13 protein-coding genes, 2 tRNA genes, 2 rRNA genes and 1 pseudogene are annotated in these 19,732 nt (G+C 57.8%); 8 read left to right on the top strand and 10 right to left on the bottom strand.

Annotation, left to right across the window (positions count from 1 at the left end):
• The first annotated feature begins 10 nt into the window (after positions 1–10).
• The 3 genes from acpA to AYR47_RS10650 all read left to right on the top strand — a co-directional run bounded on the left by acpA (position 11) and on the right by AYR47_RS10650 (position 3,675).
• On the top strand, positions 11–1,711 hold the full coding sequence (gene acpA, locus AYR47_RS10660) for an acid phosphatase (protein WP_061435189.1): 1,701 nt from the start codon (positions 11–13) through the stop codon (positions 1,709–1,711).
• Between the two features lie 122 nt (positions 1,712–1,833).
• Positions 1,834–3,003, top strand: coding sequence for a hypothetical protein (locus AYR47_RS10655; protein ID WP_033898400.1), 1,170 nt, complete (start codon positions 1,834–1,836; stop codon positions 3,001–3,003).
• 147 nt (positions 3,004–3,150) lie between these two features.
• Positions 3,151–3,675: a hypothetical protein gene (locus AYR47_RS10650; protein ID WP_061435187.1), complete on the top strand. Its 525-nt coding sequence runs from the start codon at positions 3,151–3,153 to the stop codon at positions 3,673–3,675.
• Here AYR47_RS10650 and can read toward each other — a convergent pair.
• Positions 3,672–4,316 (bottom strand): carbonate dehydratase, encoded by a 645-nt coding sequence (gene can / locus AYR47_RS10645; RefSeq protein WP_003188288.1) that lies wholly within the window; start codon positions 4,314–4,316, stop codon positions 3,672–3,674. The genes AYR47_RS10650 and can overlap by 4 nt on opposite strands.
• Before the next feature lie 154 nt (positions 4,317–4,470).
• Between can and AYR47_RS10640 the strand changes: the two genes are divergently transcribed.
• Positions 4,471–4,773 (top strand): hypothetical protein, encoded by a 303-nt coding sequence (locus tag AYR47_RS10640; RefSeq protein WP_033898397.1) that lies wholly within the window; start codon positions 4,471–4,473, stop codon positions 4,771–4,773.
• 11 nt (positions 4,774–4,784) lie between these two features.
• Here the strand turns inward: AYR47_RS10640 and rimI are convergent, their stop codons facing one another.
• Together rimI and AYR47_RS10630 are read right to left on the bottom strand one after the other, a co-directional pair.
• The gene (gene rimI, locus AYR47_RS10635; RefSeq protein WP_005784514.1) at positions 4,785–5,237 is read right to left on the bottom strand and encodes a ribosomal protein S18-alanine N-acetyltransferase; all 453 of its coding nucleotides are present in this window, start codon (positions 5,235–5,237) and stop codon (positions 4,785–4,787) included.
• On the bottom strand, positions 5,230–5,976 hold the full coding sequence (locus tag AYR47_RS10630) for a hypothetical protein (protein ID WP_050572370.1): 747 nt from the start codon (positions 5,974–5,976) through the stop codon (positions 5,230–5,232). The genes rimI and AYR47_RS10630 overlap by 8 nt, the downstream gene beginning before the upstream one ends.
• Positions 5,977–6,163: 187 nt before the next feature.
• On the opposite strand from AYR47_RS10630, the gene mksB reads away from it, so the two are divergent.
• The 4 genes and pseudogenes from mksB (at position 6,164) to AYR47_RS10605 (ending at position 12,312) form a co-directional block, all read left to right on the top strand.
• Positions 6,164–7,441 (top strand): Mks condensin complex protein MksB, encoded by a 1,278-nt coding sequence (gene mksB / locus AYR47_RS10625; protein ID WP_033898394.1) that lies wholly within the window; start codon positions 6,164–6,166, stop codon positions 7,439–7,441.
• Positions 7,431–8,138 carry an Mks condensin complex protein MksE gene (mksE, locus tag AYR47_RS10620; protein WP_012722059.1) on the top strand — a complete coding sequence of 236 codons (708 nt, stop codon included), beginning with the start codon at positions 7,431–7,433 and terminating at the stop codon, positions 8,136–8,138. Before mksB ends, mksE begins: the two co-directional genes overlap by 11 nt.
• A pseudogene (gene mksF / locus AYR47_RS10615) lies at positions 8,135–10,976 on the top strand (Mks condensin complex protein MksF). Before mksE ends, mksF begins: the two are co-directional and overlap by 4 nt.
• Before the next feature lie 113 nt (positions 10,977–11,089).
• Positions 11,090–12,312 (top strand): IS3 family transposase gene (locus tag AYR47_RS10605; RefSeq protein ID WP_167351249.1). Its coding sequence is split into 2 segments (ribosomal slippage): positions 11,090–11,441 and positions 11,441–12,312, totalling 1,224 coding nucleotides; the frame shifts between segments, so codons are not numbered across the junction.
• A 41-nt stretch (positions 12,313–12,353) separates the two neighbouring features.
• Here AYR47_RS10605 and AYR47_RS10600 read toward each other — a convergent pair.
• The 7 genes from AYR47_RS10600 to AYR47_RS10570 form a co-directional block, all read right to left on the bottom strand.
• The gene (locus AYR47_RS10600; protein ID WP_033898390.1) at positions 12,354–14,657 is read right to left on the bottom strand and encodes a PqiB family protein; all 2,304 of its coding nucleotides are present in this window, start codon (positions 14,655–14,657) and stop codon (positions 12,354–12,356) included.
• Positions 14,650–15,273, bottom strand: coding sequence for a paraquat-inducible protein A (locus tag AYR47_RS10595; RefSeq protein ID WP_033898388.1), 624 nt, complete (start codon positions 15,271–15,273; stop codon positions 14,650–14,652). The genes AYR47_RS10600 and AYR47_RS10595 overlap by 8 nt, the downstream gene beginning before the upstream one ends.
• Positions 15,260–15,919 (bottom strand): paraquat-inducible protein A, encoded by a 660-nt coding sequence (locus tag AYR47_RS10590; protein ID WP_033898387.1) that lies wholly within the window; start codon positions 15,917–15,919, stop codon positions 15,260–15,262. The genes AYR47_RS10595 and AYR47_RS10590 overlap by 14 nt, the downstream gene beginning before the upstream one ends.
• A gap of 157 nt (positions 15,920–16,076) precedes the next feature.
• A 5S ribosomal RNA gene (rrf, locus tag AYR47_RS10585) occupies positions 16,077–16,192 on the bottom strand.
• A gap of 161 nt (positions 16,193–16,353) precedes the next feature.
• A 23S ribosomal RNA gene (locus tag AYR47_RS10580) occupies positions 16,354–19,245 on the bottom strand.
• Positions 19,246–19,494: 249 nt separating this feature from the next.
• Positions 19,495–19,570: transfer RNA gene (locus AYR47_RS10575), tRNA-Ala, on the bottom strand.
• Between the two features lie 30 nt (positions 19,571–19,600).
• Positions 19,601–19,677 (bottom strand) — tRNA-Ile (locus AYR47_RS10570).
• Positions 19,678–19,732 lie beyond the last annotated feature (55 nt).

The following is a 19,732-nucleotide window of genomic DNA, read 5'->3' as shown; positions in this document are numbered from 1 at the left end:
CTCCCCCGCAATGAGTGACGAGCACGAAGACCGCCCTTCTCCTGATTCCGCCGCCCAACCACCGGTCGACACCAGCCGCCGGCGTTTCCTGGGGGGCGCGGCGGTGTTAGGGGTCGGCGCGACGTTGAGTGCCTGCGGCAACGCCGGCGAAGCACCAGGAAAACCGGTGTCCCGTCCGCTCACCCCACAAGAACTGGACAAGGCACTGCACGACCAGGTGAAAACCGTGGTGGTGATTTATGCCGAGAACCGCAGCTTCAATAACCTGTTTGCAGATTTCCCTGGTGTGGAGAAGCCGCTATCGGCGCTGTCCGCCGCCGATACCCAACAACGCGACCGCGACGGTAGCCTGCTGACTACCCTGCCACCGGCCTGGGGTGGCGTGCTGCAAGTCGGGCCGCAATCGGTGGACGGGGTGACCTACCCCAGTGAAGTGCAATTCCAGGAAAACCTGCCCAACGCGCCGTTCGCGCTCAAGGGCCCGAATGCTGAAGACCTGCCCCTGAGCCTGGTCACCCGCGACTTGTGGCACGTGTTCTACCAGAACCAGATGCAGATCAACGGCGGTAAAAATGACAATTTCGTCGCCTGGGCCGATTCGGGTGGCCTGGTGATGGGTCACTACGCCCAGAGCCGTTATTCCCTGCGCCTGTGGGACGTGGCCAAGGAGTTCGTGCTCTGCGACAACTTCTTCCAGGGTGCGTTTGGTGGCTCGTTCCTCAACCACCAGTACCTGATCAGCGCCACCGCGCCGTTTTATCCGAATGCTGCGCAATCGGTGGCCAAGGCGCAGATCGCCACGCTGCAAAGCGATGACCCCACCGACCCGCGCCTCAAGCCGCTGGACAAGTCGCCAGCCAGCGCCATGACCGGCCCACCGCAGTTTGGTCCCAGCGCGTTGACCCCAGACGGTTACGGCGTGAATACCCTGGCCCCGCCCTACTGGCCGACCTGGATCCGCGATCCGGAAAGCCCGGATTACTCTAAACCCGACCTGCCCAATGTGCTGGTGCCGCAAACCCACGAACATATTGGTGACAAGCTGTCGAAAAAGAATGTCGACTGGGCCTGGTATGCCGGTGCGTGGCAAGCCACCCTGGATCAGTTCAAGGATTCGGGCGGCATCCCGAAGATCCCTAACTTCCAGTATCACCACCAGCCATTCAACTACTTCAAGCAGCAGGGTCCGGAGAATCGCGTCGAGCGTGACAAGCGTCTGCGCGATGGCGGCCTGGGTGACGAGTCCAGCACCAACAAGTTCTTTGCTGACGCGCAGGCCGGCAAACTGCCCGCCGTGACCTTCTACAAGCCTCAGGGCAACCTGAACATGCACGCGGGCTATGCCGACGTGGCCTCGGGCGACCGCCATATCGCCCGCGCCCTGAAGGTGCTGCAAGAGAGCCCGCAGTGGAAAAACATGGTGGTCGTGGTAACCGTCGATGAAAACGGCGGCTGGTGGGACCCTGTGGCACCGCCCAAGGGCGACCGTTGGGGCCCTGGCACGCGGATCCCGGCCATTGTGGTGTCGCCGTTCGCACGTAAGGGCACCGTTGACCATACGGTTTATGACACGGCGTCGATCCTGCGCTTGATCACCCGCGTATTCCAGCTGGAGACCTTGGACGGCCTCAAGCAACGCGATGACGCGATGACCGCCCGTGGCCAGAAGCCCATGGGCGACTTGAGCAACGCGTTGCAGTTCAGCCTGTAGGTTTTCTTATCCAATAGCGACACACCTGGCGATTTAGCACGCGGTTTTCCTGGTCAACCGCTACTGTGTGGAGGTGGGCTTTCACCCCGCGCAGACGGGCTTTCGCTGACAAGGAAACAACAATGTTTAAACCGACCAGGTTGTCCTTCACCCTGGCCGCACTGATGGCGAGTGCGGTCGTACAGGCCGACATCGAGGTGCCATTGGGGAGTACGCAACGCGTGACCCAACTGTTCGCCTTCCCCAACAATTGCAATGTGATCTGCTTTCGGCCATGGACGCTGGAACAGACTGCCGAGCATTACTTGAACCAGAGCCTGCAACGGGATGGCTACAGCCGCGCAAAAGTCAGCGTCAAGACCCATGACGGGCAGGTGTCAGCGACCTTCAGCGGTGTGCCTGACAATTACGGCCAACCCCTGACCACGCTGCTCAATACCGCCGACCTGGCCTACCAAGGCGCCAACAAACTCAACACTGACGGCAAATGGGCCTACAACTGGTACCTGTTCCTGCCGTTGGGCATGGCCCTGGAAAACCGCAAGAGCATCGAACTGCTGCACTTCCCTCCGGATTATTCGCTGACCCAGGCCCAGGATTACCTGGAATCGGCCACCACCGACCGCTGGGCCACGTTGCTCACGGATAACGGCATCCCGGCCACCGAAACGCCGGCTTACCAGACCATCATCGATATTGCGCCTATCGCCGCGCCTTCCAACGCGGGCAAGGACCTGGAAACCGTCTACAGCTACTTCACCGATTACCAGACGCGCATGGTCCAGGAACTGAGCCTGTCCGCCAAAGGCGCATTGCCGATGGTGGCATTTGGCGCACCGGTACGCAGCTGGATCAAGCAGCAGTATGGGCAGACCGTGAACGTGCTGAGCCTGGCACAGATCAGCCCGACGCCGGGCGAAAGCGTGTCAGTGCTGGGCGCCAATCACCCGAGTTATATCTGGTATGCCGCGAGCCCCGACACCTACGATGGCAACGAGCAGAAAGCCGATGAGGCCGGCTTGAAGGTGATGGGTCAGGATCTGAGCGCCGCCTGCTGGCAGGCCGGAATGGGTCAGAAACCCGCGAGTGATCCGAACGTGTTGCTCAAGGCGTGCATGAATACCTGGCAGGTCACGCGCAAGGAGCAGACGTGTGAATTGTTCTACACCTCGGTGCGCCATATGACCTCGGTGGATGCCAATGCCAAGTGCGCTACACCCGCCATCAAAGGCCAGTTGAAACAGCTGAAAAACGCCGCCCCAGCCCCCGCCATCACAGCGCCTGCGCTGTAAATCGCACAAAAAACGACCGATTTCTACTGTCAACATTGACAGTAGAAATCGGATCCACGTTCAGCGAGTCTTGAACCGCGCCCATCCGCTGCAAGACTGGTAGTCAGACACCACCCGCAGGTCGATGCAGCCTAGCCAAGGAGAGTTATGAAAACTCAGGCCATGGACAAGGCTAAAACTGCTGTGAGTGACTGCCTTTACCCTTTCGCGAACCTATCTCCTGCAAGCGGCTACCCCTCAAGCCGCGAGTTTCAAGTGGTTAACAACCGAGAAGGTGAGTCCATAGGGATCAAGGCCCGCATCAATTTTGACAGTCAGACGTGTATTGCCAGGTTATCCGGCTATGCGTTGAGTGAACTGGGGCAACATGCGTTCCAGATTTCTTCGCGCATTTACCTGTATGACCGATGGTTCATGAGCCTGATTCGTCACTCGTGCGCTCCCAATACGTGTGCCGACACGGACTACCTGGAGCTGTGGACGGTGGCGAAAGTCACCGCCGGCAGCTGGATCACACTCGACTTCACGTTGACGTTCGACAGCTTGCACCGCCAATTTTCTTGCCATTGCGGCGCCCCTCATTGCAGAGGCTGGATCAAAGGAGGGAAGCAACAAATCAACACAGAGGGGCTGCGCTTCCTGGAACAGAAGCGCAGCCACGACGGCCCTTAGGCCTCACCCAACGGACGCAGGCGATACTGCGGCGGCAATTGCTCGAAGCCACTGATCGTGGTGTTCAAGCTCTTCCAGCGTCCATCCTTGATGCCGTAGATGCAGCCATGGATCGACAGGCTCTGCCCCCGGTGCCAGGCGTTTTGCACAATGCTGGTGTGGCCGACGTTGGCCACTTGCTGGATCACGTTCAGCTCGCACATACGGTCGACGCGCTCTTCTTCAGTTGGCAACTGGGCCAGCACGTCACGGTTTTCGTAATAGAGGTCACGAATGGTGCGCAGCCAGCCGTCGATCAGGCCGAACTGACGGTCCTGCATCGAGGCGCGCACGCCGCCGCAGCCGTAGTGGCCGGTAACGAGGATGTGTTTGACCTTGAGCACGTCCACTGCGTACTGGATCACCGACAGGCAATTGAGGTCGGTGTGCAGCACTACGTTGGCCACGTTGCGGTGCACGAACAGATCACCCGGCAGCATGCCGACGATCTCGTTGGCCGGCACACGGGCGTCGGAACAGCCGATCCACAGGTATTCCGGAGTTTGCTGGCGGGCGAGCTTGGCGAAGAATTCGGGATCTTCCTGTTTGATCGCGTCCGCCCAGCGTTCATTGTTATCAAGCAGGTCTTGTAGTTCGTTCATCAGGGAAAGCCTCAGGAATGATGCGCAGTTTTGTGACTGACAACCCCACGTCCAGGTCACGCCCTGCTGGTGAATAACAAGCGTGAATTAGCTTGAATCTTTGGGCCGCGCAGCCTGTCCACACACTATAAGCCCCACAGTATGAGGATAGGCCATGACTGAATCACGACGTCCCTACGGCGCTACGCAGCCCGAACCCATTGATGACAATGAAGATCGCATGGGTTCGATGCGCGAGCTGGATTTTGACCAGGATGAACCCTCGGCGCAGACCGGTGATGATTTAACGCCGGAAACCTTGATCCCTGAGGATGGCGCGCGGGATGCCAGGGAGGAAGGCGAAGATAATCCGGCGGATTACGACCTGAGTATCGTGGACGAGGACGAGATTGGCGGCGGCAATGGCCTGGATGAGGCTGAATTGGCGAAGCGGGATCCGCTGGACGGAAACCGCTAGGTCAGGCGCGGTCAGTCGACCAGGGTACAGGCCATGACGACCGCATCTTCGCGGCCACCCACGGCGGGATAATAATCCCGCCGACGGCCGATTTCGTTGAAGCCATAACGCTCATACAGGCGGAAAGCGCCGGTGTTACTGTCGCGCACTTCCAGGAAGCACTCACGCGCACTGGCGGCGTAGGCGCGGGACATCAGGTGCTCCAGCAGCGCCAGGCCAAGGCCGCGTCCCTGGTTTTCCGGTTTGACGGTGATGTTCAGCAGGTGGGCCTCGTCGAGGATGATCTGTACCACACCATGCCCTACCTGCTGCTCACCTTCGAACATCAACCAGATCTGGTACTTGCCCAACCCGTCGAGAAAGATCCCGCGGGTCCAGGGGTGGCTGAACGCCGCGTATTCGATTTTCAGCACGGCGTCGAGGTCAGCCTCGGTCATCGGGCGAAAGGATAAAGCCTCACTCATCGGTTGTTTTCCAGCGCGCCATCAGCCGGCGCATGGCTTGCCAGACATCAGCCTTACGCTGTGGCTCTTCCATTAATAATTCCAGGCCCGGCAGGGCCCATACCGAACCCAGGCCTTCGACCTGCAGTTCGCGGTACCAGGCTTCGGCATTGGCTTCGCCTGCAAAGCGCACAGCGGGAAGGCCAATCAGCCACAGGCACACGCAGGGTTCGTCTTCCAGGCGCGCAGACACAAAACCTTGCACAAAATCCCGCGCGGCTTCCGGGCCCTGGTCCATGTTGCCGCGCACCAGCAGCGGCCAGCGCACCGGGTCGCCGACGATTTGCGGGCTGTCGGGCAGGCCGGCGGCGCGCAGCATGTCCTTGAGCAGCATGTAGGCGGGGTCGCGGGTCTGGAAACGTTCGCCGGTGGGCAACTCGACCAGCAACAGGCAGCGGCCGGCTCGCAGCAACTGCAGGGCGAAACGCGGCGGCGGCACCACCGGGGCCTTGACCACCGGGGCCGCCTCTTCCACGACTTTGGCCGCTTTAGTCACCGGCGACGGGCGCGGTACTTCGACCTTGGCCCGTTCAACGACCGGGCGCGCTTCAGGCGCAGGCTTGACCACCGCCACTGGCGCGGCCGCCTCCTCGCCGGACGACTCGAACGCCTCATAGGGCTCAAGCGCCTGCAACAGCTCGGGCCGCGACGGCGCGGCAAACGGCAGTTCGGTGCGGGGCAGCCAGTTGACCACCTGCATGGCGGTCAAGTAAGCGCGACGTCGGGACTCGATAAGCACAGCTCGGCCACTTGTGGATAACTAAAGAGCGGGGATTCTACCGCTGTTCGGCAACAATCGCCCACTGCGCACTGACCGGCTGTGGATAAATCCCGCGTCCGATGCAGTACAATCGCGACTTTTAATCGCCAACCAGCCGGCCATTCCGATGATCGAACCCAAGCGCGTCTTGCGCGCCCTCGCCGAACACTGGGCCCTGCTTGAGCCACTGTGCGAACACTTCGACCAAGGCACCTTGAGCCTTGGCGAGTTGCGCGCGCAACTGGCGGCCCAACAACTGGACAGCACGCCGCAGGACATTACCAGCCTGTTGGACGTGTGGATTCGCCTGGATATCCTGGTGCCTGTCGCCAAAAGCCCGAACCGTTTCGAGCTCAACGCACAGATCCACGACTTCCTGGCCTATCTTCGCAAGGAGCACCGGCTTGGCCTGTGCCTGGAAATCGAAGCCTACCTGCGCCATCTCGAGCGCCTGGCGGGTTATATCCAGGACGCCTTCGACATCCGTGATGGCCACGACCTCGCCCGCCAACTGCGCCTGCTCGATATGCGCGTGCGGGACGTGCTGAAAAAACTCGCCAACGACGAACAGGCCCTCGCCGCCGTGGCCGACCGGGCCAAGACCAGCGACCGGCAGATCCCGTTGCGCCAGCGTTACGCCGAAGTCCTGGCGACCTGGGACGAGTACGTCGAACCGATGATCCAACTGGTGAACGCCGATGGCGCCTTCGAACAAGGCGTGCGCAAGGTGGAAAATGTGCTGCTGCGCATGCTCACCGAGCAACAGCGCCTCGGCCATTTGGTTGACGATGACATGCTGCTGCGCACCCATGCGCGCATCCTCGAAATGCAGACCAGCGCCCAGCTGACCTTGCGTCATGCCCGCGAACTGCTGCTGCCGCTGCGTGAAGAAGCACGGCGGCACAACGCCGTGACCCGTGGCGCGGCGCTGGCCCTGTCGGCCATCCGCCGTAAAGGGCTGGACGCGGTGCCACAGGCCGCGATGCCGATGTTTACCCGCCCGCAAAGCACCTTCCTCGGCAGTGCCAGCCAAGTGGAAGCCTATGTCTACGCCCTGGCGAATTTCGAGCCGAAACCGGCAAAATTCCCCAAGGCGCACAAATCCCACAAGGGAGACGCCCAGCGCGCACCGCGTACGGTCAAGGAAATGCTCGAACGCTGCGAAGACGCGCTGCCGATGCCGGACCTGATGACCTGGCTGCTGGAGCAGGAGCCGGACGGCGCCACCGACGAATTGCTGTACTGGTTCTCACGGCTGTCCCGAGAAAAACGCTTCAAGCGCGAACGCCTGGAACGCCGCGAGTACCACACCACCGAGCACCAGGTCAGCCTGCGCTCCTTCGCCCTGCTCCCGGTCGGATCCGACGCCGCCGAGCACTCTGCGAGTACACCCCATGCATCTTGATCTATCCGAACTGTCCCAGCTGGCGCCGATCTTTCGCGAGCTGTTCAAGGGTTACCACGTCAGCCGCCGCGACCCGGAGCTGTACGCGCAACTGTCGAACTTCCAGGACCAGTACCGCACGCTATTCAAGGCCCTGGGCTTTGAACTGGTGTGCGATACGCGGGGTTTCTACTACTTCGTGCCGGACTCCGCCATCGCCAGTGCGCAGGTGAACAAGACCGCCCAGCGCCTGGCGTTGTTCACCTTCATCATCGTCGAGCATTTGGCCGACCAGGGCCGCGACCCGATTGCCGTGCTCGATGGTGGCAGCCTGGGCCGTGATGAACTGCCGTCGCTGCTGGAGAAGTACCGCGACCTGTTTATCCAGGCCGAAGTGCAGACCCAGGAAGAACTCGAAGAAAAAATCATGCGCCGCATGACACAGCTGGGTTTTGCCAGCGAAGACAACGGCATCTATCGCTTCCTGCCGCCGATGCACCGCTTCCTTGATGTGTGCCTGTCGGTGCAGCAAGACCGTGACCTGGCGGCCAGCGTCCACAGCGTGTTGCCACTGCCGGCACCGGTGATCATCGATGAAGACAGCGATGAGAAATTGCTGAAAACCGATGACCCACTGGACTTGAGTGACTTTGCCGACGAAAGCGAAGAAGACGCCCTGGCCCGCGCCATTGCCGAAGAACAGGAGACCGACGCATGAGTAAGGAACGCTACGGCATCCGCCGCTTCGCCCTATTGAATACCGCAGGTTACAGCCTGGGTTTGTTCCCGCTGGAAGAACCCCTGTCGGTGTATGGCGCGAACAACCTGGGTAAATCCGCGTCGATCAACGCCTTGCAGTTCCCGATCCTGGCGCGCATGTCGGACATGAGTTTCGGCAAGTACACCCTGGAACAATCGCGGCGCTTCTACTTTGCCACCGACACCAGCTACATCCTGGTGGAAGTCTCCCTGCCCCACGGCCCGCATGTGATCGGCGTGGTCGGGCGTGGCCCGGGCGGTGGTTTCGGTCACCAGTTCTTTGCCTATGCGGGCAAGCTGGACCTGGCTCACTACCAGAAGAACGACACCTGCCTGCGTCAGAAAGAACTGTTCACCAACCTTGAGCGCGAAGGCCTGAAAGCCTACGAACTCAAGCCGGATGAACTGCGTCGCTTGCTGGTAGGCGGCCACACGTCGATCCCGCTGGACCTCACACTGATTCCGCTGCGTTCTACCAGTGAGCAGAGCCTGAAGACCTTCCGCGCGCTGTTTATAAACCTGCTGCATATGCGCGAAATCACCGCGGCCCAAGCTCAAGCAACTGTTCCTGGATGCCTTCGAACATAGCTTGCGCTCCGGTAGCGTAGATTACATTGCGGCGTGCGAAGAAGCCTTCCGTGATGTGCGACGCATGGAACAGGACTACAACTCGCTGGTCGCCGCCGGCCCATTGGTTGAAGCCCTGTCCAATGGCGTTCGCCAGCGCGACGTGTTGCGCGGCAAGTTGCATCGCCTGTCGCCGTTGCTCGATTCGCTGCTGGGCACTTGGTCGGACTACGCCAGTGCGCGCAAGGAAGAACTGACCATCCAGGCCGAGCATTACCGCAACGAGCAAGACGCGCTGCAGAACGACCAACGCGGCGGCACCCAGGAGTTGATGCGCCTGGAGCGGGAAATCAGCGGAATTCAGCGTTGGTTGGGCGAGCTGTCGGTACTCAAGCACCGTTTTGCGTTGGTGGATGACGTGAAGGTGCTGGAGCAACAGCTGTTGGCAGCCAAGGATGCTCACGATGAACTGGCGGGCGCATTGGCGCAGTCGCGACAGTTCAGCGCCGAGGATTTGGACGAGCGTCTGCGTGATTTGGAAAAGCGCTTGAAGTCGGTCAAGCAGCAACTCGACCACGCCGACAACAACAGCTACGCGAAACTGCGGGAAGAATTCTCACAGCCGGATGTCGAGCGTCTGATGCGCCTGTTCAACAGTTCGTTGTTCAGCCTGCCATTGGGCGCGCATGGCATCACGCTGGACGAGGATGGCCTGTGGGTTAAATCCCTGGAGCAGATCCTCGATGGCTTCAAGGGCGAGCGTTTTGAGGTGCCGGGGCTGTCCATCGACATCTCCCACATCGAACCGCCTGCGTTGCAAGCCTTGGCAGACCGCGCGGCGTTGCGTGACCAGAAAGAACGCCTGGAGAAAGAACTCAAGCAGCTGAAAACCCAGCAGGCTGTCGCGTCTGATCGCGCTGCGAGCAAGACCCAGACCGAAGCGTTGTACCAGCAGGTGCTGGATGCGCAAAAAGCCCTGGAAGACTTCCGCCGTGCGCAAACCCTGAGCGCAGAAGAAGGCGAAAAGCTGGAAAACCTGGCGCAGATGGAAGCAGCGCAGGACGAGTTGAAGCGCTCCAGCGATGCGTTCACCGAGCGCGTTCAGCAACTCTCGGCCAAGCTGCAACTGGTGGGCCGTCAGATTGGCGACATGGAAGCCAAGCAGCGCACTCTGGATGACGCGTTGCGCCGTCGCCAGCTGTTGCCGGCGGACCTACCGTTCGGCACACCGTTCATGGACCCGGTCGACGATTCCATGGACAACCTGCTGCCGCTGCTCAATGACTATCAGGACAGCTGGCAAGGCCTGTTGCGCGCTGATGGCCAGATCGAAGCGCTGTATGCCCAGGTGCGCCTCAAGGGCGTGGCCAAGTTCGACAGCGAGGATGACGTTGAGCGTCGCCTGCAGTTGCTGATCAACGCCTATGCACACCGTACCGATGAAGCGCTGACGTTGGGCAAGGCACGCCGTGCGGCGGTCACCGACATTGCGCGGACCCTGCGCAATATCCGCAGCGATTACGACAGCCTTGAGCACCAGTTGGCGTTGTTCAACCGCGAGATCAACAAACGCCAGGTCTCCAACCTGCAAAGCTTCCGCATCGTGCTGGCGCCGAACAAGGAAGCGCTCAAGCATATCGACCAGATCATCCACAGTGCCGGCCAGTATGAAGAAGGCGAGACGCTGTCGGTGTTCGACCTGAGCCAAAGCGCCGAGCAGGACAACAAGAACGAAGAAGCCAAGGAATACCTGGCGCGCCTGGTGGCCGCCAACCATAACCAGTTGGGCCTCAAGGACTTGTTCGAGTTGGCGTTCGAGATCACCAAGGTACACGGCCAGCCGGTGATTCACACCGACATCGATGGCGCGGCGTCCAACGGCACCACCATGACCATCAAGGCGTTGACCAACATGTACTTGTTGCTGCACTTGATGGACCGCGACCAGGCCGGGCGCGTGCGTCTACCGTACTACCTCGACGAGGCGGCGGACATCGACGAGAAAAACCAGGCGGCGCTGCTGGAAACCAGCTTGCAGCTGGGCTTCGTGCCGATTCTGGCCAGTGTAAAGCCGCAGGTGTCGGCGCAGGTGGCAATCGACCTGGAAGGCGGCAGCGGGCCGAACGGGATCTATATCGATGAGGCGGACTGGAAGTACATCCGTCGCCATGATGTGGTGAAGGCGACGATGAATGTACAGGCGAACGAGCCGGAGCTGGATGAAGTCTGATTTGATTCGCTGAAATGCAAAAGGCCGCGATCTTCTGGATCGCGGCCTTTTTTATGAGCGTGTCCCGTCCTGAATAAGGTTTACGCCTTCTGACCTATCTTCAGGAGGAGTCAATGGATTCGGGCAAAAGGCGGAGCCAGCGTGACTACACGCTAGCCTTTAAATTATCGGTCGTAGACCAGGTCGAAAAGGGCGAGTTGAGTTATAAAGAGGCTCAACGGCGCTACGGCATTCAGGGCCGGTCCACAGTACTGGTCTGGCTACGCAAGCACGGCCGGCAGGACTGGAGCCAAGGCGCGTCAATTCGAGAGCCGAGGAGCAGGTCCATGACCGAGCCAACCCTCCCGCTGACCCCCGAGCAGCGGATCAAAGAGCTCGAAGAACAGCTGGCGCTAAGCAATCAGAAAGCGCAATTCTTCGAAGCCGTCGTGAATGTTCTGAAAAATGACTACGGTGTTTCCGTCGTAAAAAAGCGACCCGGCAAGTCCTCTCGCAAGGGCAAATCCAAGGCCTGAGCATCACGAGGGCTTGCCTGTTTATGAGCATTTCGCGCCAAGCGTATTACCAACGCAATCGGGTTTTCGACGAGAGGGCTCGTCAAGATCAAGAGGTCATGGACTTTGTTCTTGAAAAGCGCCGCCGTCAGCCACGGATAGGCACGCGCAAGCTGCATTACCTGATGAGCGTTGAAGTTGGTGCATCAGTTCGGGTCGGCAGAGACCGCCTGTTTAGCATCCTGCGCAACGCTCGAGAACTGGTTGTACGCAAACGGGCATACCACAAAACGACGGACAGCCATCACCGTTTTCGCCGACACCCTAACCTGCTCAAAGCAGGTCATGAGCAGATAGTGGCCAATAGGCCAGAGCAGGTCTGGGTTGCAGACATCACCTACCTGCCGACACAGGAAAGCGTGGCTTATGTGAGCCTGGTGACAGACGCCTACTCGCGCAAGATCGTAGGCCATCATGTGCATGAGAGCTTGCATACCGAGTCGGTAATCAAGGCGATGGAAAAGGCAGTTGGTGAGCGCCGAAGCACGCTGCCACTGATCCATCACTCAGACCGTGGAGCCCAATACTGCTCTGAGCTTTATCAACGCTTGCACGCTAGTCATGGCGTCAGGTGCTCAATGACCGACGGCTATGACTGCTACCAGAATGCTCTGGCGGAGAGGATAAACGGCATTTTGAAGACCGAGTTCCTGCTGTATCGCCCTAAAAATCTGGCGGACGCAGTGAAAATGGTGGATGAGTCGGTGCTGATCTACAACGGGGAACGGCCACACCTGTCCCTGAAATACAAAACGCCCGATGCGGTGCATCGGGCGTTTTGAGACTGAAACAGGTGTAAACCTATTTCAGGACTAGACAGCGCTTATTTGCCGAGTGGAATTTTAGGCGCCCAGGTCAGCCATTCATCTTCGAACTTGTCGAACAGCGGGAAGGTTTGTTGTGGGCGGGCGGCGTTGCCCATGCGTTCGCCGTCGGGTGTGGCGAAGGCGATGCCGCCGGCAACCAGGGTTTCCAGGGACTCCGTGCGTACGGTGGCACCTTTGAACAGACCGAAGTCGAGGCCAAAGCCGCTGGTGTTCCAGAAGCGACTGCCGCCACGTACCAGGGGAGCGTACTTAGGTTCGATCAGGATATGGATCAGTACGCGGTCTGCGGTCTGGCCCAACTCGTAGCCGGTGACCTTGCCCACGGTGACTTCACGGTAAGTGACCGGTACACCTTCCTTCAGCGAACCACGGCGTGCGGCGCTGAGGGTCAGGCTCAGGCCAGCTTCCTGATGCACAGCTTCAGGCGGCTGGTCCAACGCGACGAAGCTCTTTTGCGGGCCGGCGTTTTTCGCAGCCGGTTGCACTTCGATGTATTGCCCGGTGACCAGGGTTTCCAGGTTGGAGGTTTTCATCAGGCCCAGCTCAGGCTTGACCACCCAGAACTGGCTGCCGACGCGTGCAATGCGGTCCGCCACTTGGTTGATACGTGCGCTGAGCAGTACCGACTGCATGTCGGCGCTGAGATCAACACTTTCAATCTTGCCCACGTCCAGGCCTTTGAAACGCACGGGTGTGCCAGGACGCAGGCCGTCGGCACGGTCGACCTTGATGGTCACCAAGGTGCCGTGTTGATTGGCGGCCTCGCGGTCGGCAAATAGACGGAAACGCGGAATACGCTTTTTCAACGGGACATTCGGTTCCGGGGTTTCGAAGGCGATCCCGCCGGCCATCAGGCTGGCCAGCGACTCACTCTTGACCTGAATACCACCGGTGAGGCCACCGGTCAGGGTGACGCCGCTGGCATTCCAGAAGCGCGTCGAGCCGTTGACCAGGTTCTCGTATTCCTTCTCGATGTGGACGCCGATCACCAGTTGCTTGTTCTTGCGCGAAAACTGGTAGCTCTGCACCGAGCCGACCTTGACCTGTTTGTAGAGGATCGGGCTGCCGACATCCAGGGAGCCGAGGTTGTCAGTGAACAACACCATGTGCAGGCCAGGGGAACGCAGATCCAACGGCGGCGCCTTGGCACGAGCGACATACTCCCTTTGTGGAGGGGTGCCTTTGTCGCCTGGGCGGATGGCGATGTAGTTACCCTTGACCAAGGCTTCAAGCCCGGTGATACCGGCCAGGGAGATAGACGGTTTGACGACCCAGAATTGAGTGTCCTGTACCAAATAGTCTTCGGCCAAAGGATCGAGCGTCAGTTCTGCGTTGGCACTGGAAAGGTCAGGGTTGATCTTCAGGGTTTTCAGGCTGCCGACTTGAATGCCTTTGTACATGACTGGCGTACGCCCCGCCTGCAGGCCTTCGAAATCGGTGAGCTTGACCTTGACCCTGATGCCGGCCGCGGCCGCATCGAAATCTTCGTACAGGCGGAAGGGCAGGCTCGGATCAGTCGGCGGACTGTCCTTGCGGTTCTCCGGCGTGGCAAAAGCGATGCCGCCAGCGACGATGCTGGAGAGTGATTCACTGCGGACTTTCACACCGGAAAGATTGGCGTCGATGCTGATGCCGCTGGCGTTCCAGAAACGCGTGTGTTTGCGCACCAGGCTGGCGTAGGTCGGTTCGATATAGACCTTGATCTCGACAGTACTCTGGTCCTCGGAGAGCAGGTAGCTTTTGACCTGGCCGACCTGGATCTGCTTGTAGAACACCGGACTGCCACGGTTGAGGGAGCCAAGGCGGTCGGCCTTGACGGTCAGGTGCAGGCCGGGCTTGGCATCGGACAAAGGCGGCTCTTCAGAGAGCGCTTTGAATTTGCGTGTGGGCTCACCATCGCCTGGGCTGGCAGCAATGTAGTTACCTGATACCAAGGTTTCCAGGCCGGTGATACCGGCGAGGGTGACGCTCGGTTTGACCAGCCAGAAGCGCGTATTGGTCTTGAGGTACTGGTCGACGTCCTTGTTCATCTCGATGGTGGCGATCACCCCGCGATTGTTGCCCTCATCATCCAGGGCCAGGGCCTTGACCTTACCTACCGGCATACCTTTGTAAACCACTTCGGTCTTGTTGACCTGAATGCCTTCACCGCTTTCAAAGCGCACCTGGATATCGATGCCCTGTTGGGAATAGGCACGCCATCCCAGCCATCCACCGATGATCAGCGCAATCAGGGGCAGCACCCAAATAGCCGACCAGTTGGACGCTGGGCGGGTTTTAGCTTTAGGCAAATCACTCATGGTCGTCGTCCGACTCCGTGTTATCCCAAATCAGTCGGGGATCGAAAGTTACTGCGGCAAGCATCGTCAAGATCACCACACTGGCGAACGCTGCAGCACCGAGATTGGCCTCGACACTGGCAAGTCGCCCAAAGTTTACAACCGCCACCAGGATGGCGATCACGAAGATATCCAACATGGACCAGCGGCCAATGAATTCGATAAAGCGGTACATCACGATGCGTTGTTGCGCGGACAGCGGTTGGCGACGCTGCACCGAGAACAGTAGCAGACCTATGCCGACCAGCTTGAACGTGGGCACCAGGATACTGGCAATGAACACCACAGCGGCGATGGGGAACATGCCATGCTGCACCAGTTGGATCACACCGGCCATGATGGTACTGGGATCGCCCTGACCAAGGGAATTGATGGTCATGATCGGCAACAAATTGGCGGGAATGTACAAGATGGCCGCCGTGATCAGCAGCGCCCATGTGCGGGCAAGGCTGTTGGGGCGACGAGCATGGATCAGCGCACCGCAACGCGTGCAAATTTGCTCGTCGCTGTCGGCGTCTTGTTTGTTCAACTCATGGCATTCGGTACAAATCAGAATGCCTGCATCAATCGCCCGCATGTTCATCCTCTCCTGACAACGCTTGCCAGATCTGGTGGGGCGACATCACCACCTCAAGCAACACCTGAACCATTAACAAGCTGACAAAGCAGACAAGACCGAGGCCTACCGTGATGGCGGCCATATCGGCGAGCTTAACGATCGCCACCAGGACGCCCATCAGATAGACCTCCAACATCCCCCAGTCTTTCATGTGATGGTAAATACGGTACAACAGCAGTCCATAACTACGGCCGATATTCCAGCGAATACTGAGCAACACTGCCAACTGGCAAAGCAGCTTGAGCAAGGGAATCCCCATGCTGCACAGGAAGACGACAGCGGCGACGCCTTGCATGCCGGTATCGAACAGGGCGACGACGCCGCTCCACACGGTGTCTTCAGAGGACTGCCCAAGTAGATTGAGCTGCATGATCGGCAGAAAGTTCGCGGGGATGTACAACAGCAACGCCGCCAGCACCAGGGCGAGACTTCGCTCAACGACGTTGTGGCGGTGAGCGTACAGCTCGTAACCGCAACGCGGGCATTGGGCTTTTTCGCCGAGGGCGAGCACTGGTTTGCGCATCAGCAAGTCGCACTCATGGCATGCCACCAGGTCGTCCAGTGGTAAATCCGATACCTCTAGGGCATCAACCGGATCGGGCATAAGTAGGGCTCGGACTCTAAAAAAGGTTAGGTGCCTATTCTAGTGGTCTGGTTCAGAAATAACTGTGCAAATTTGTCGGGAGGTTCGCGGCGCTGAAGTTTTCGACCGCCCAAAACAAAACCCCATCTGCTTTCGCAAATGGGGTTTCGGAATTTAATCTTGACGATGACCTACTCTCACATGGGGAAACCCCACACTACCATCGGCGATGCATCGTTTCACTGCTGAGTTCGGGATGGGATCAGGTGGTTCCAATGCTCTATGGTCGTCAAGAAATTCGGGTACTGAGTCGTGGCATAGGCCTCGCTTCAGCAAATTGGGTATGTGACAGCTTTCGGTGTTTTGTGAGATTCGAACTTTCGGTTCTATCGTCTTCACACACCGCAATCTGATGCTCTTTATTAGAGAGTCGACTCAAATTGCTTGGGTGTTATATGGTCAAGCCTCACGGGCAATTAGTATTGGTTAGCTCAACGCCTCACAGCGCTTACACACCCAACCTATCAACGTCGTAGTCTTCGACGGCCCTTCAGGGAACTCAAGGTTCCAGTGAGATCTCATCTTGAGGCTAGTTTCCCGCTTAGATGCTTTCAGCGGTTATCTATTCCGAACATAGCTACCCGGCAATGCCACTGGCGTGACAACCGGAACACCAGAGGTTCGTCCACTCCGGTCCTCTCGTACTAGGAGCAGCCCCTCTCAAATCTCAAACGTCCACGGCAGATAGGGACCGAACTGTCTCACGACGTTCTAAACCCAGCTCGCGTACCACTTTAAATGGCGAACAGCCATACCCTTGGGACCGGCTTCAGCCCCAGGATGTGATGAGCCGACATCGAGGTGCCAAACACCGCCGTCGATATGAACTCTTGGGCGGTATCAGCCTGTTATCCCCGGAGTACCTTTTATCCGTTGAGCGATGGCCCTTCCATACAGAACCACCGGATCACTAAGACCTACTTTCGTACCTGCTCGACGTGTCTGTCTCGCAGTCAAGCGCGCTTTTGCCTTTATACTCTACGACCGATTTCCGACCGGTCTGAGCGCACCTTCGTACTCCTCCGTTACTCTTTAGGAGGAGACCGCCCCAGTCAAACTACCCACCATACACTGTCCTCGATCCGGATAACGGACCTGAGTTAGAACCTCAAAGTTGCCAGGGTGGTATTTCAAGGTTGGCTCCACGCAGACTGGCGTCCACGCTTCAAAGCCTCCCACCTATCCTACACAAGCAAATTCAAAGTCCAGTGCAAAGCTATAGTAAAGGTTCACGGGGTCTTTCCGTCTAGCCGCGGATACACTGCATCTTCACAGCGATTTCAATTTCACTGAGTCTCGGGTGGAGACAGCGCCGCCATCGTTACGCCATTCGTGCAGGTCGGAACTTACCCGACAAGGAATTTCGCTACCTTAGGACCGTTATAGTTACGGCCGCCGTTTACCGGGGCTTCGATCAAGAGCTTCGCGTTAGCTAACCCCATCAATTAACCTTCCGGCACCGGGCAGGCGTCACACCCTATACGTCCACTTTCGTGTTTGCAGAGTGCTGTGTTTTTAATAAACAGTCGCAGCGGCCTGGTATCTTCGACCGGCATGAGCTTACGGAGCAAGTCCTTCACCCTCACCGGCGCACCTTCTCCCGAAGTTACGGTGCCATTTTGCCTAGTTCCTTCACCCGAGTTCTCTCAAGCGCCTTGGTATTCTCTACCCAACCACCTGTGTCGGTTTGGGGTACGGTTCCTGGTTACCTGAAGCTTAGAAGCTTTTCTTGGAAGCATGGCATCAACCACTTCGCTAACTAAAAGTTAGCTCGTCATCAGCTCTCGGCCTTAGAATCCCGGATTTACCTAAGATTCCAGCCTACCACCTTAAACTTGGACAACCAACGCCAAGCTGGCCTAGCCTTCTCCGTCCCTCCATCGCAATAACCAGAAGTACAGGAATATTAACCTGTTTTCCATCGACTACGCTTTTCAGCCTCGCCTTAGGGACCGACTAACCCTGCGTCGATTAACGTTGCGCAGGAAACCTTGGTCTTTCGGCGTGGGTGTTTTTCACACCCATTGTCGTTACTCATGTCAGCATTCGCACTTCTGATACCTCCAGCAAGCTTCTCAACTCACCTTCACAGGCTTACAGAACGCTCCTCTACCGCATCACTTACGTGATACCCGTAGCTTCGGTGTATGGTTTGAGCCCCGTTACATCTTCCGCGCAGGCCGACTCGACTAGTGAGCTATTACGCTTTCTTTAAAGGGTGGCTGCTTCTAAGCCAACCTCCTAGCTGTCTAAGCCTTCCCACATCGTTTCCCACTTAACCATAACTTTGGGACCTTAGCTGACGGTCTGGGTTGTTTCCCTTTTCACGACGGACGTTAGCACCCGCCGTGTGTCTCCCATGCTCGGCACTTGTAGGTATTCGGAGTTTGCATCGGTTTGGTAAGTCGGGATGACCCCCTAGCCGAAACAGTGCTCTACCCCCTACAGTGATACATGAGGCGCTACCTAAATAGCTTTCGAGGAGAACCAGCTATCTCCGAGCTTGATTAGCCTTTCACTCCGATCCACAGGTCATCCGCTAACTTTTCAACGGTAGTCGGTTCGGTCCTCCAGTTAGTGTTACCCAACCTTCAACCTGCCCATGGATAGATCGCCCGGTTTCGGGTCTATTCCCAGCGACTAGACGCCCTATTAAGACTCGCTTTCGCTACGCCTCCCCTATTCGGTTAAGCTCGCCACTGAAAATAAGTCGCTGACCCATTATACAAAAGGTACGCAGTCACCCAACAAAGTGGGCTCCCACTGCTTGTACGCATACGGTTTCAGGATCTATTTCACTCCCCTCTCCGGGGTTCTTTTCGCCTTTCCCTCACGGTACTAGTTCACTATCGGTCAGTCAGTAGTATTTAGCCTTGGAGGATGGTCCCCCCATATTCAGACAAAGTTTCTCGTGCTCCGTCCTACTCGATTTCATGACTAAGAGATTTTCGCGTACAGGGCTATCACCCACTATGGCCGCACTTTCCAGAGCGTTCCGCTAATCTCAAAGCCACTTAAGGGCTAGTCCCCGTTCGCTCGCCACTACTAAGGGAATCTCGGTTGATTTCTTTTCCTCAGGGTACTTAGATGTTTCAGTTCCCCTGGTTCGCCTCTTACGCCTATGTATTCAGCGTAAGATAACCATCTTATGATGGCTGGGTTCCCCCATTCAGACATCTCCGGATCAAAGTCTGTTTGCCGACTCCCCGAAGCTTTTCGCAGGCTACCACGTCTTTCATCGCCTCTGACTGCCAAGGCATCCACCGTATGCGCTTCTTCACTTGACCATATAACCCCAAGCAATCTGGTTATACTGTGAAGACAACATTCGCCGAAAATTCGATAATACTCAAAACTGAGTAACTCACAAATTTTACCTTAGCCTGATCCGTTACCAGTGAAAGTAACGTTCAGTCTATCTTTCTATCACATACCCAAATTTTTAAAGAACGATCTAATCAAAGACTAGAAATCAACATTCACCATCATCTTGATGGAATGCTCATTTCTAAGCTTTCAACTTCTAGAAGCAGTAGTGGTGGAGCCAAACGGGATCGAACCGTTGACCTCCTGCGTGCAAGGCAGGCGCTCTCCCAGCTGAGCTATGGCCCCATATTTCTACAGGCGTTTCCCACACAAAATTGGTGGGTCTGGGCAGATTCGAACTGCCGACCTCACCCTTATCAGGGGTGCGCTCTAACCAACTGAGCTACAGACCCAATTTCGGGCTGCTTCTTATCGTCTTCTTCAATGAATCAAGCAATTCGTGTGGGA

The organism is Pseudomonas azotoformans (assembly GCF_001579805.1).
Taxonomy (GTDB): domain Bacteria; phylum Pseudomonadota; class Gammaproteobacteria; order Pseudomonadales; family Pseudomonadaceae; genus Aquipseudomonas; species Aquipseudomonas azotoformans_A.
Note: the sequence above shows the minus strand (reverse complement) of the source record. Positions and strands in the feature narration are given on the sequence as shown.

What these genes read in the sequence shown, in the direction of transcription:
- acpA (WP_061435189.1), top strand. Translation starts at nt 11, where the DNA reads ATGAGTGACGAGCACGAAGACCGCCCTTCTCCTGATTCCGCCGCCCAA.
- AYR47_RS10650 (WP_061435187.1), top strand. Translation starts at nt 3,151, where the DNA reads ATGAAAACTCAGGCCATGGACAAGGCTAAAACTGCTGTGAGTGACTGC.
- AYR47_RS10630 (WP_050572370.1), bottom strand. Translation starts at nt 5,976, where the DNA reads ATGCAGGTGGTCAACTGGCTGCCCCGCACCGAACTGCCGTTTGCCGCG.
- AYR47_RS10655 (WP_033898400.1), top strand. Translation starts at nt 1,834, where the DNA reads ATGTTTAAACCGACCAGGTTGTCCTTCACCCTGGCCGCACTGATGGCG.
- AYR47_RS10590 (WP_033898387.1), bottom strand. Translation starts at nt 15,919, where the DNA reads ATGCCCGATCCGGTTGATGCCCTAGAGGTATCGGATTTACCACTGGAC.
- rimI (WP_005784514.1), bottom strand. Translation starts at nt 5,237, where the DNA reads ATGAGTGAGGCTTTATCCTTTCGCCCGATGACCGAGGCTGACCTCGAC.
- mksB (WP_033898394.1), top strand. Translation starts at nt 6,164, where the DNA reads ATGATCGAACCCAAGCGCGTCTTGCGCGCCCTCGCCGAACACTGGGCC.
- AYR47_RS10640 (WP_033898397.1), top strand. Translation starts at nt 4,471, where the DNA reads ATGACTGAATCACGACGTCCCTACGGCGCTACGCAGCCCGAACCCATT.
- AYR47_RS10600 (WP_033898390.1), bottom strand. Translation starts at nt 14,657, where the DNA reads ATGAGTGATTTGCCTAAAGCTAAAACCCGCCCAGCGTCCAACTGGTCG.
- can (WP_003188288.1), bottom strand. Translation starts at nt 4,316, where the DNA reads ATGAACGAACTACAAGACCTGCTTGATAACAATGAACGCTGGGCGGAC.
- mksE (WP_012722059.1), top strand. Translation starts at nt 7,431, where the DNA reads ATGCATCTTGATCTATCCGAACTGTCCCAGCTGGCGCCGATCTTTCGC.
- AYR47_RS10595 (WP_033898388.1), bottom strand. Translation starts at nt 15,273, where the DNA reads ATGCGGGCGATTGATGCAGGCATTCTGATTTGTACCGAATGCCATGAG.